Origin of the sequence: Streptomyces sp. DI166 (assembly GCF_900091315.1) — a bacterium.
GTDB lineage: Bacteria > Actinomycetota > Actinomycetes > Streptomycetales > Streptomycetaceae > Streptomyces > Streptomyces fuscus.
Window position 1 is genome coordinate 1 of record NZ_FLSP01000161.1, and the last position, 10,842, is coordinate 10,842.

Genomic DNA, 10,842 nt, shown 5'->3' on the forward strand with positions numbered 1-10,842 from the left:
GCGGCCTGCGCGGGGGCCGGTGCGGGCGCGCCCCAGGGCGCCGCGGGCTGCGGCTGGGCGACATCCAGGTACTCGGGACCGGCGGTGGGCGGCCCGGGCTGCCGTACCGGCGCGCCCACGGCGCCGCGGTCCGCGAGAGAGCGGACCGGGCTGGCGGAGGTGTCCGGGGTCGGCGGGCCGAGGTGCAGCGGGCGCGGCGGGGTGACCGGCGGTACCGGCGCCGGGTTCGGCGTACGGACCGCGCTGACGTCGACGGAGCCGCTGTCGCGGCCGGACATCTCGTGCGCGCCGGGTTCGTGCAGGGCCTCCACGACCGGTTCCGGCGCGGGCGGAGCGACCTCGTTGCCCCAGGCGCTCTGGGCGCCGGGCAGCAGCAACAGGTCTTCGTCCTCGGCGGTGGTCTCGGAGAGGTAGGTGTACGCACCGGGCGCGGCGACGCCCGGCTGCTCCACCATGCCTGCGTTCTCCGGCAGCCCCTCGCCCGGGACCTGGCCGGTGTCGGTCATGCGTACCCCTCGCCCATCGGTTTAGTGCTTCTGCGACCTGCTCACCCGGAGCGGCGCACCGACCCGCTCCGTAGTGAAGAACGAGCGTGTGTGCCCAGCGGCACGAACGACCCGTCCACAAAGACGACAAAGCCATTTACTGGCATTGTCGCGGCCGTTCCCCCGTCACGACAGCATGATCCGCGAGGATCCCGCTGTGGACTGCGCCACGTTGCGCGTCCTCCGGTTCTGCCGTACCACACTCCCCCCAAAACGGGCGGGTTTTCCGGACATTGACCGACGAAGCGTCGGGCGTCCGCGTGCGGTGCAACGATCGGCCAGCCTACCGCGCACGGTACGACAACAGGATCACGGGGACGGTTTCCGTCTCAGCCCGTCCGGTCCGGCAACAGGCCGCTGAGCAGGAACGCGACGCTCCGTTCGCGCTCGGTCCAGGCCCGTGTGTCGAGTTCGACGGACTGGAGCAGGGCGCACTGGACGAGGTAGCCGTGTTCGGTCAGATCGCGGCCGACGAGTTCGGCCTCGTCGCGGGTGGCGGCGTGGGTGACGATGCGCTGCGGACGGCGGTCGGCGACCGCCGAGACGACGGCCGCTCCCCCGCCGCCGACCCGGACGACATCCGGTTCCGGGAGGTTCTCCAGGACGTGCGGGGCGGTGCCCTGGACGGTCTGGAGCTGGACGCCGAGGGCGCGGGCGTTGGCCTCGGTGCGCTCGCAGGCGCGCGGGTCGCGGTCCACGGCGATGACGGCGGCCCCGGCGCGGGCGGCCTCGGCGGCGAAGGCGCCGCTGCCGCAGCCGATGTCCCACACCAGGTCGCCGACGCGCGGTCCGAGCCGGGCGAGTTGGGCGGCGCGCAGCGGTTCCAGCTCGCCCTCGCCCATGAGGCCGCCGTAGGTCTCGGCGGGCAGGGTCCAGCCGCGCGGACCGGTCGCCGGGTCCCGGCCCGCGATCCAGCCGCCGCCCTCGGTGCCCTGGGCCGGGCCGCCGATGACGATCACGACATTGGGGTCGCGCCAGCTGTGGTCGGCGGCCTTGTCGGAGGTGACGACGGTGACCTGCTCGCGCTCGGTGCCCAGTTCCTCGCAGATCACGAAGGTGCGGTGGACGCCCTCCAGGAGCAGCCCCAGTTCGGCGGGGCCCGCGCCGGGTGAGGTGAGGACGGCGACCTTGGTGTGGGCGCGGCACACATTCACCGCGCGTCGCAGGGTGCGCCGGTGTGCGACGACCACCTGTGCGTCGTCCCAGGGCATACCGGCGCGGGCGAAGGCGGCGGCGACCGAGGAGACGGCGGGCACGACCTCGACCTCCAGGCCGAACTCCGGCGCGCGCAGGGTCCGTACGACGCCGAAGAAGCCGGGGTCGCCGTCGGCGAGCACCACGGCGGTGCCGCGGTGGCCGGCGATCCGCCGGGCGGCCAGGGCGACGCTGCCGAGCCGGATGCGCTCGGCGCCGGGCGGCACCTCGGGCAGCGCCAGGTGGTGGGCGGCACCGGCCACCAGAGTGGCGGCACCGAGCGCGGAGCGTGCCGCGTCGGTCAGCGGCGAGCCGTCCCAGCCGATCACCGTGACCCGGTCGGCCATCGTCGTCAGTCTCCAGGGGTTTGCGCAGGTGGAGGGGTCAGCCCGAGGGTATCCCGTCCGGCGGTGATCAGTTCCAGTGGGAATAGGTGGGGAAGCCGCCGGAGTCGGCGAGCTGATCCACGGTGCCCTCCAGGTCCTCCGGGAGCAGGCTCCAGACGATGAAGTCGGTGCGGACGTCGGCCCAGGTGCCGTCCTCGGTGCGGACGTGCGCTATGCAGGCGTTGCGCAGGACGCCCTCGCTGATGCAGCCGATCTTCTGGGCGACCTGCTGGGAGGCGGTGTTGTCGGCGGCGGTGCGCAGTTCGATGCGCTCGAACTTCTGGTCGCCGAACAGCCATTGGGCGGTGGCGAGGGCGGCCTCGGAGGCGTAGCCCTCACCGCGGGCCCAGGGGGCGATGATGTACGACAGCTCGGTGGAGCGGATGTGCCAGTTGGTCCTGGTCAGTTGGACGATCCCGACCAGGCGCTGGGTGAGGAACTCGGCGACGGCGAGGTCCAGGCCGCGGCCCGACTCCCGTTCGGTGGGCGCGTGTTCGGTGATCCAGGTGCGCGCGCCGTCCTCGGTGAAGGGCTGCGGGACGTCCGTCCAGGCGGCCACCTGCTCGTCGTTCATCATCTCGGCCAGGGCGGTCACGTCGTCCTCGTCGAGAGGACGCAGCACCAACCGCTCCGTGCTGATGGAGATGTTGGGGAAGGTGCTCGTCATGCGCCGCTCCGTAACCTTCGAAACCGTCGGGCCTGCTGAACTGCCCAGCATGCAGCATGAAAGCACCGAACCGCACCACGGGGTCCGCCCTGTTCGACGTGGGCGGAACCCGTGATGCGGTCGCGACTCACACGGAGTCAGTTCAGAAGGAGGCGATGACCGAACCGGCGTACTTGTCCTCGATGAACTTCTTGACCTCGGGCGAGGTCAGGAGCTTGGCGAGTTTCTTCACGCGCGGGTCGTTCTCGTTGCCCTCCTTCACGGCGAGGAAGTTGCCGTAGGGGTTGTTGTCGGCGGACTCCAGGACCAGGGCGTCGTCGGCGGGCTTGAGGTCGGCCTCGATGGCGTAGTTGCCGTTGATGACGGCGGCGTCGACGTCGTTCAGGGAGCGCGGGGTCTGGGCCGCCTCCAGCTCCTTGAACTTCAGGTTCTTGGGGTTCTTGACGATGTCCGCGGGGGTCGCCTCGTTGCCGACGCCGTCCTTGAGGGTGATGAGGCCGTTGTCGGCGAGCAGCTTGAGCGCCCGGGCCTCGTTCACGGTGTCGTTGGGGACGGCGACGGTGGCACCGCTCTTGAGGTCCTCGGCGCTCTTGGCCTTGTTGGAGTACAGGCCGAGCGGCTCCAGGTGCACCGTGACGCTGGGCACGATGTGCGTGCCGTTCTTCTTGTTGAAGTCGTCCAGGTACGGCTGGTTCTGGAAGTAGTTGGCGCCGACCGATCCGTCCTCCGTCGCCGTGTTCGGCGTGACGTAGTCGGTGAACTCCTTGACCTCCAGGTCGAGGCCGGCGTCCTTGGCGAGGTTGTCCTTGACGAAGGTCAGGATCTCGGCGTGCGGGACGGGGCTCGCGGCGACGACCAGCGGCTTGCTGGTGTCGGAGGCGGAGGAGGAAGCGGAGTCCTTGTCGGAGGAGCCGCAGGCGGTGAGCCCGAAGGTGAGGGCTCCGGCGGCGAGGACGGCGGTGGTGATCTTGGCGGTGTTACGCACGGTGCCTTTCCTTGGTGGTGCGACCCCGTCGGGGTGGGACGGGGAGTTCCGGGGTGGGGCGGGGCTCAGCCCGCGTTGGGCGGCAGGCCGGTGCCCGCGGGCTGCGTGGCGGCCTTCAGCAGCCGCAGCTTGGGCGCCGCGCCCGAGCGGCCGCCGCGGCGGTGCAGGGTGCGGGCCGCGTAGTCGCCGGCGAACTGGATGAGGGAGATGACCACGGCGAGGATGCCGACAGTGATCCACATCAGATCGGTCTCGAAGCGCTGGTAGCCGTAGCGGATGGCGATGTCGCCGAGTCCGCCCGCGCCGACCGTGCCGGCCATCGCGGAGTAGCCGATGAGGGCGACGATCGTGGTCGTGGTGGAGGCGATCAGCGAGGGCAGGGACTCGGGGACGAGGACCTTGCGCACGACCGTCCAGGTGTTGCCGCCCATCGACTGCACGGCCTCGACGAGCCCGCCGTCCACTTCGCGGACAGCCGTCTCAACGAGGCGGGCGAAGAACGGGATGGCGCCCACGGCGAGCGGCACGATGGCGGCCTCGCGGCCGATCGTGGTGCCGGTGATGGTGCGGGTGAAGCCCATCAGCGCGACCATCAGGATGATGAACGGCATCGACCGGGCGATGTTCACGACCTGCCCGATCACCTTGTTGGCGACCACGTTCTGGAGCAGTCCGCCCTTGTCGGTGAGGACGAGGAGGATGCCCAGCGGCAGTCCGCCGACGACGGCGATGAGCGTGGACCAGCCGACCATGTACAGGGTGTCCCAACACGCCTGCTCCAGCAGGGGCTGCATCTCGGACCAGGTCACTTGGCACCTTCCTTGACCAGTACGGGCTCCTGGCCCACGACGTCTATCTGCAGGCCCTGTTCGCGCAGGAAGCCGATCGGCACCACGTTGTCCTCGTAGCGGCCGGGCAGTTCGATGCGCATCCGGCCGACCTGGAGGCCGCCGACGGTGTCGATGGCGGCGCCGAGGATGGAGATGTCGACGTTGTAGGTGCGCGACAGCTGGGAGATGACCGGCTGGGTGGCGCTCTCGCCGTGGAAGGTGACGTCGACGACCGTGCGGTCCTCGCCGGTGGCCTCGCCGCCCACCGGGAACAGCGCCCCGGCGAGCTTGGAGCCCGGGGTGGCGAGCAGTTCGCTGACGGTGCCGGACTCCACGATGCGGCCCCGCTCCATGAGCGCGGCGGAGTCGCAGACGGACTTCACGACGTCCATCTCGTGCGTGATGAGCAGGACCGTCAGGCCGAGCTGCCGGTTGAGGTCGCGCAGCAGCTGGAGGATGGAGCGGGTGGTCTCGGGGTCCAGGGCGCTGGTGGCCTCGTCGGAGAGCAGCACCTTGGGGTCGCCGGCCAGGGCGCGGGCGATGCCCACGCGCTGCTTCTGACCGCCGGACAGCTGCGCCGGGTAGACCTTGGCCTTGTCGGCGAGGCCGACCAGGTCGAGCAGTTCGAGCGCCTTCCGGGAGCGCTCCCGGCCGGAGACGCCGAGGATCTCCAGCGGCAGTTCGACGTTGTCCTGCACGGTCCGCGAGGACAGCAGGTTGAAGTGCTGGAAGACCATGCCGATCCGGCTGCGCGCCCGCCGCAGTTCCTTGCCGGCGCGCGGTCCGCGGCCCGCGAGGGCGGTGAGGTCCTGCCCGGCGACGGTGACCGTGCCGGAGGTGGGGCGCTCCAGGAGGTTGACGCAGCGGATGAGGGAGGACTTGCCGGCGCCGGACTGGCCGATGACGCCGTACACCTCGCCTTCGCGGACGTGCAGATCGACGCCGTCGAGGGCGGTGACCTCTCGACCGCGGGCGCGGTAGACCTTGGTCAGGCCCGATGTGGTGATCACTGGGGTTTCCGTCACTTTCGAGTACGCGGGCGTGGGTGTGCCCGGGTACGGGAGGGAAGGTGTGCGCGGGGCAGCTGGGTCACGTACGTCGCAAAGGGGGCGTACGGAGACAGGCCGCGACGGCTCGCTTCGGGGCGCGAGGCTCAGGGGGAAGTGGTGCGGGGGCCCTCTAGAAGGCGCACATTCGACACATACAGCGAGCACCGGGCGTCATGGTCGCCTCGGTCGCAAGGATGCGGGTGCTCGTCGTGGTCATGCGATCAGTAAAGCAGACCGAATCACGAAACCCGGAACCGCTGTCCGCATTGCGGACAGCGATGGACACCTCTCAGCGGCGGACGGAGATCTCCACGCCCGAGGCTGTGACCTGGGCGGACAGGGCCGAGAGGTCCTTCACCACCAGGTCGGCGTCGAGCTGGTGGGCCTGGTGGGTTGTGGTCAAGGCCACGGTGGTCATCCCGGCGGCGCGGCCCGCCTGGAGGCCCGCGGGGGCGTCCTCGAAGACGACGCAGCGGGCCGGGTCGACGCCGAGCAGGCGGGCGGCGAGCAGGTAGGGCTCGGGGTCGGGCTTGCCGCGGGTGATGTCGTCGGCCGAGACCAGGGTCTTGGGCAGGATGCCGACGGCGTCCAGACGGGCCTCGGCGAGCCGGTGGGTGGCGGAGGTCACCACGGCCCAGCGGTCGGCGGGCAGCGCGGCGAGGAAGTCCGCGGTGCCGGGCAGCAGTTCCACGCCTCCGTTCGGCACGTCCTCCACCTCCAGCGCCTCGATGCGCGCCACGGCCTCCGGCACGATGTCGGCGGGCAGCAGGTCGGCGGCTATCTCGACGGCCGGGCGGCCGTGCAGTTCGATGGCGGCGAACTGTTCGGCGGTGATGCCGTACTCCTTCGCCCACCGCGTCCAGCAGCGGTCCACGGAGGCGAGGGAGGAGACGAGGGTGCCGTCGTTGTCGAACAGCAGGGCTTCGGCGTGGATGTACATACCATCGACCCTACGGTGCCCGCCGGGGTCGCCCGCACCGGGCGGTATGGCCCGTAATAGGGTCGCTGCATGCTTGATGCCCTGACGCTTCTGACCGGCGTCGCCGCCCTGCTGCTCGCCGCGTGGTGCGGCTTCGCCGCCTACCGGGACCAGCCGACGAAGGACTGGCACTTCATCGGGATGGCCGTGGTGACCGCGCTGGCGCTGATCCAGCTCGTGGTCGGCATCGTGCAGCTGGCCCGCGGCCAGGACCCGGAGCAGGGCACGACGATCTTCGTGGCGTATCTGCTGGGCGCGTTCGCGTGCATCCCGGCGGCCGGGTTCATGTCGCTGGCCGAGCGGACCAAGTGGGGCTCGATCACGGTCTCCGCGGGCGCCGTGGTGCTGGCCGTGCTGGAGGTCCGGCTCTATGACATCTGGGGAGGCTGAGATGACGGCCGTGGAGGAGAAGCGGACCCGCCTGATCAGCGGGCCCGGCATGCTGCTGGTGTGGCTGTACGGCGTGATGGTGGTCGGCGCGGTGTCGCGCTCGGCGTACCAGATCGCGACCGACTTCGACCGCGCCCCGCTCGCCTACTCGCTGTCGGCGGTGGCGGGGCTGGTCTACGGCTTCATCACGTACACGCTGGTCAGGGGCGGCGAAACGGCCCGGAAGGCGGCGCTGTACTGCTGCGCCGCCGAGCTCGCGGGCGTGCTGGTCGTCGGTACCTGGACCCTGCTGGACCCGTCGGCCTTCCCCGACGCGACGGTCTGGTCCGACTACGGCATGGGCTATCTGTTCATCCCGGTGCTGCTGCCGCTGTCGGCGGTGTACTGGCTGCGCCGGGCGGGCTCGGTCAGGCCGTAGCCGCGTAGGTCCCGGCGGGCTTCTCCAGAACGATCATCGGTACCCCGTCGGAACCCTCGGAGGTGCCGACCGCGGTGTAGCCCACCTTGCGGTACAGCCGCAGGTTGACCTCGCTGCGGTGGCCGGTGTGCAGCCGGAAGCGCTTGGCGCCGCGCTCCTCGGCGAGGGCGGACTCGGCCGCCTTCAGCAGCCGGGCGCCGATGCCGTGGCCCTGCAGGCGCGGGTGGACGCAGAGCTTGCCGATGGCGGCGGCGCCGTCCTCGGTGACCGAGCCGCGCACCGAGCCGACCACTTCGTCGCCGAGCCGGGCCACGAAGACGCAGTCCTCGGCGACTTCCGCGCGCACCGAGTCCAGTGTCTGGACGAGCGGGTCGATGCGGTAGTTGCCGTACAGGGCCGCCTCGCTCTGGAAGCAGAGGTACTGCAGCTTGAAGATCTGCTCCGCGTCCTGCTCGGTCGCCGCAGAGATGGTCACGCTCATGCCCATGTGCGCACGCCTTCCGCTCATCTGATCACCGGTCGTTCCTCACTCCTATCCCCGCGCCGTCCGAGCCGCAACCTCCGGCGCGAGCAATCGCCGGAGACAAGCCAGGCATCTGGAACGTTCCGGGCCAAGACTGCCCTGTGAGATACCCAACTCCCCCGCGATCTCCCGGTATGTCAGATCGCGCGGGGAGAGCAGCGCCTCCACCAGCCGGGGACAGCGGCCGGGCAGCCGGCGGACGGCGTCGCGCAGTGCTCGGCGCCGGGCGGCGGCGACCGCGAGGTGGGCGGGGTCGCGGCCGGGCTCGTCCGCGGGCTCGTCGGCGTACGGCCGTTCGATGTGGTGGGTACGGCGGCTGCGGCGGCCCTCGGAGCGGACGGCGGAGCGCAGCCAGCGCTCGGGGTCGGGCGGCGGGCCCTGCGCGTCGAGCAGCTCCAGCAGGCGCAGCCAGACCGCCTGCTCCAGGTCGCCGGGCTCGGTCCCGGAGGCGTGGGCCTCCGCGGACGCCTCGGCGGTGAGCAGGGGGCGCAGGGTCAGGACGAGTTCGTGCCTCATGTGCGGCACGACGCGGCCGCCCGGGCGGCGGGTTGCCCGGACGGCCGTTTCTCACCCCAACCGGGGCATACGCCTCAGTCGTTGACGAACTCCTCGCGGGCCAGTACACCCGTGTCCGGCTGGTCGGTGAAGACGCCGTCGATGCCGGTGGCGAAGTACGCCCGGTAGGCGCCGAAGACATCGCCGTAGGCGTCGGGGTCGGTGCCCTTGCGGAAGTCGGCGGGCAGGAAGGGGTTCTCGTTGCGCATCGTCCAGGGATGCAGGAGCAGGCCCGCTCGGTGCGCGTCGGCGACCAGGGTGGTCGGTTCGGTGAGCCTGCCGTCGGCGTCCTTCGGGATGACCAGGTCGAGGGTGGGGCCGATGCCCTGGGCGTAGGAGGCGATTTCGCGCAGCCCGGCCGGGGTGATCAGGTCGGCGACGGTCCGCGGGTCGCCGCTCTCCTCGAAGTCGTACGGCCGGGTGTCCGCGCCGGAGAGCAGGACGACGAGGGGGTTGCCGACGAGCCTGTCCAGGCGCTGGATGCTGGTCGGTTCGAAGGACTGGACGATGACCGGGGAGTTCCGCTTGTCCTTGCCGTGCCTCCGCAGCACCTTCGCGATCCGCTCCTCCAGGCCGAGGCCGAGCTTGCGGAAGTAGGTGGGGTGCTTTAGCTCGGGGTAGATCCACACCTGCTTGCCTCGCTTGCGGGACTGCTTGTCCTGCCAGCGCAGCACCTCCTCGAAGGTGGGGATCTCGAAGCGGCCGTTGTAGAGGGTGTTGTGCGGGCGGTTCCCGGGGATGCGCTCGACCGCGCGGAGCGTCTTGAGCTCGGCGAGTGTGAAGTCCTCGGTGAACCAGCCGGTGACGGGCACGCCGTCGAGCTGCTTGGTGGCCTTGCGGTCCGCGAACTCGGGGTGGTCGGCGACGTCCGTGGTGCCGCCGATCTCCGGCTCGTGGCGGCAGACGAGGTGGCCGTCCTTGGTGGGCACCAGGTCGCCGGCCTCGACGATGTCCGCGCCCAGGTCCAGGGCGAGCCGGTACGAGGCCAGGGTGTGCTCGGGGCGGTAGCCGCTGGCGCCGCGGTGTCCGATGATCGTCGGTCTGGGCAGGCTCCGCACGCCGCCGCCTCCGTTCCCGCGGCCGCCCCCCGCTGCCGCCGCGGTGCCGGACAGGCCGATGACCGCGCCGCCCGCGCCGAGTACCGCCGCGCCCAGCAGTGCCCGGCGACCGGTGCCGTGCCGCCGCTCTTGCGAGCCCCGCTCTTCCGGGTCCTGCGCTTCCGGGTCCTGCGCCTCCATGAACATCCTCCTGCCCTCGGCTGGTCAGTGCGGCCCGATGGTAGGTGCCCGGTCATGGCCTTCGGGAGACCTCGGTACGAACACATGGGTGACAGCAGATGTCCTGTGAGGAGCGGATTCTGACGGAGTGTCGACTCTCCCGGGGTGGGTGCGGGCGATGTCCGTCACATCGTTCCGGGCGGGTTTCCGGCCCGTGGCCGGGCTTCACCGCAGGTAAACCCACGTCAACAATGAGTAAGACCTCGGTGAACCCGATGTGCGCGACCCCGGGAACCGCGAGTATCGTCCTCACCTGCACATACTTATAAGGACACCTTGACACCGGAGGGCCCGTTGTCCCGCTTCGCGCTCATCAAGGCAGTGCTCGGACCGATCATGCGCCTGATGTTCCGCCCCAGGGTGGAGGGCGCGGAGCACATCCCTGGTGACGGCCCCGTGATCCTCGCGGGCAACCATCTCACGTTCATCGACTCGATGATCCTTCCGCTGGTCTGCGACCGGCAGGTGTACTTCATCGGCAAGGACGAGTACGTCACCGGCAAGGGCATCAAGGGCCGGCTGATGGCCTGGTTCTTCACCGGGGTCGGCATGATCCCGGTGGACCGGGACGGCGGCCGGGGCGGTGTCGCCGCGCTGATGACCGGGCGGCGGGTGCTGGAGGAGGGCAAGGTCTTCGGCATCTACCCCGAGGGCACGCGGTCGCCCGACGGGCGGCTGTACCGGGGGCGGACCGGGATCGCACGGCTGACGCTGATGACCGGGGCGCCTGTGGTGCCGTTCGCGATGATCGGCACGGACCGGATTCAGCCGGGGGGTGCGGGGATGCCGCGGCCGTGCAAGGTGACGGTGCGGTTCGGTCCGGCGATGGAGTTCTCCCGGTACGAGGGGATGGACCGGGACCGGTATGTGCTGCGTGCCGTGACCGACTCCGTGATGGCGGAGGTCATGCGGTTGTCGGGGCAGGAGTACGTGGACATGTACGCCACGAAGGCGAAGGAAGCGGCGTAGTTTTTGGGGCGCGGGGTTGGTTCCCGCGCCCCCTTTTGTTTGCCGGTTGTGTCTGCCCTGGCGGGCGTGTGCTGC

General features: G+C 70.8%; 12 protein-coding genes and 1 pseudogene. 3 read left to right on the forward strand and 10 right to left on the reverse strand.

Annotated features, from left to right (window positions below):
• From GA0115233_RS38290 to GA0115233_RS38320, 7 genes and pseudogenes are all read right to left on the reverse strand, one after another.
• A pseudogene (locus GA0115233_RS38290) lies at positions 1-506 on the reverse strand (5,6-dimethylbenzimidazole synthase); the annotation flags it as partial.
• 368 nt (positions 507-874) lie between these two features.
• Positions 875-2,086 carry a precorrin-6y C5,15-methyltransferase (decarboxylating) subunit CbiE gene (cbiE, locus tag GA0115233_RS38295; RefSeq protein WP_093725162.1) on the reverse strand — a complete coding sequence of 404 codons (1,212 nt, stop codon included), beginning with the start codon at positions 2,084-2,086 and terminating at the stop codon, positions 875-877.
• 67 nt (positions 2,087-2,153) lie between these two features.
• Positions 2,154-2,792 (reverse strand): GNAT family N-acetyltransferase, encoded by a 639-nt coding sequence (locus GA0115233_RS38300; protein WP_093725164.1) that lies wholly within the window; start codon positions 2,790-2,792, stop codon positions 2,154-2,156.
• Positions 2,793-2,934: 142 nt separating this feature from the next.
• Entirely contained in the window at positions 2,935-3,777 is an 843-nt protein-coding gene (locus GA0115233_RS38305; RefSeq protein WP_093725166.1) for a MetQ/NlpA family ABC transporter substrate-binding protein, read from the reverse strand.
• A gap of 65 nt (positions 3,778-3,842) precedes the next feature.
• Positions 3,843-4,586 carry a methionine ABC transporter permease gene (locus GA0115233_RS38310; protein WP_093725168.1) on the reverse strand — a complete coding sequence of 248 codons (744 nt, stop codon included), beginning with the start codon at positions 4,584-4,586 and terminating at the stop codon, positions 3,843-3,845.
• Entirely contained in the window at positions 4,583-5,617 is a 1,035-nt protein-coding gene (locus tag GA0115233_RS38315) for a methionine ABC transporter ATP-binding protein (RefSeq protein WP_093725170.1), read from the reverse strand. Before GA0115233_RS38315 ends, GA0115233_RS38310 begins: the two co-directional genes overlap by 4 nt.
• Positions 5,618-5,945: 328 nt before the next feature.
• A complete protein-coding gene (locus GA0115233_RS38320) occupies positions 5,946-6,596 on the reverse strand; it encodes an HAD family hydrolase (protein WP_093725172.1) in 651 nt (216 codons plus the stop codon).
• Between the two features lie 69 nt (positions 6,597-6,665).
• Here GA0115233_RS38320 and GA0115233_RS38325 point away from each other — a divergent pair, with 69 nt between their 5' ends.
• Entirely contained in the window at positions 6,666-7,025 is a 360-nt protein-coding gene (locus GA0115233_RS38325) for a hypothetical protein (RefSeq protein ID WP_093725174.1), read from the forward strand.
• A gap of 1 nt (position 7,026) precedes the next feature.
• On the forward strand, positions 7,027-7,443 hold the full coding sequence (locus GA0115233_RS38330; RefSeq protein ID WP_093725176.1) for a hypothetical protein: 417 nt from the start codon (positions 7,027-7,029) through the stop codon (positions 7,441-7,443).
• Here GA0115233_RS38330 and GA0115233_RS38335 read toward each other — a convergent pair.
• From GA0115233_RS38335 to GA0115233_RS38345, 3 genes are all read right to left on the reverse strand, one after another.
• Positions 7,433-7,930 carry a GNAT family N-acetyltransferase gene (locus tag GA0115233_RS38335; RefSeq protein WP_093725178.1) on the reverse strand — a complete coding sequence of 166 codons (498 nt, stop codon included), beginning with the start codon at positions 7,928-7,930 and terminating at the stop codon, positions 7,433-7,435. The genes GA0115233_RS38330 and GA0115233_RS38335 overlap by 11 nt on opposite strands.
• A 45-nt stretch (positions 7,931-7,975) precedes the next feature.
• Positions 7,976-8,482: an RNA polymerase sigma factor gene (locus GA0115233_RS38340; protein WP_093725180.1), complete on the reverse strand. Its 507-nt coding sequence runs from the start codon at positions 8,480-8,482 to the stop codon at positions 7,976-7,978.
• Positions 8,483-8,556: 74 nt separating this feature from the next.
• A complete protein-coding gene (locus tag GA0115233_RS38345; protein WP_093725184.1) occupies positions 8,557-9,759 on the reverse strand; it encodes a glycerophosphodiester phosphodiesterase in 1,203 nt (400 codons plus the stop codon).
• A 333-nt stretch (positions 9,760-10,092) separates the two neighbouring features.
• Here GA0115233_RS38345 and GA0115233_RS38350 point away from each other — a divergent pair, with 333 nt between their 5' ends.
• Positions 10,093-10,767 (forward strand): lysophospholipid acyltransferase family protein, encoded by a 675-nt coding sequence (locus GA0115233_RS38350; RefSeq protein WP_093725182.1) that lies wholly within the window; start codon positions 10,093-10,095, stop codon positions 10,765-10,767.
• Positions 10,768-10,842 lie beyond the last annotated feature (75 nt).

Excerpts from the sequence above, each read along its gene's own strand:
- cbiE (WP_093725162.1), bottom strand. The coding sequence starts at position 2,086 with ATGGCCGACCGGGTCACGGTGATCGGCTGGGACGGCTCGCCGCTGACC.
- GA0115233_RS38300 (WP_093725164.1), bottom strand. The coding sequence starts at position 2,792 with ATGACGAGCACCTTCCCCAACATCTCCATCAGCACGGAGCGGTTGGTG.
- GA0115233_RS38320 (WP_093725172.1), bottom strand. The coding sequence starts at position 6,596 with ATGTACATCCACGCCGAAGCCCTGCTGTTCGACAACGACGGCACCCTC.
- GA0115233_RS38325 (WP_093725174.1), top strand. The coding sequence starts at position 6,666 with ATGCTTGATGCCCTGACGCTTCTGACCGGCGTCGCCGCCCTGCTGCTC.
- GA0115233_RS38330 (WP_093725176.1), top strand. The coding sequence starts at position 7,027 with ATGACGGCCGTGGAGGAGAAGCGGACCCGCCTGATCAGCGGGCCCGGC.
- GA0115233_RS38335 (WP_093725178.1), bottom strand. The coding sequence starts at position 7,930 with ATGGGCATGAGCGTGACCATCTCTGCGGCGACCGAGCAGGACGCGGAG.
- GA0115233_RS38340 (WP_093725180.1), bottom strand. The coding sequence starts at position 8,482 with ATGAGGCACGAACTCGTCCTGACCCTGCGCCCCCTGCTCACCGCCGAG.
- GA0115233_RS38345 (WP_093725184.1), bottom strand. The coding sequence starts at position 9,759 with ATGGAGGCGCAGGACCCGGAAGCGCAGGACCCGGAAGAGCGGGGCTCG.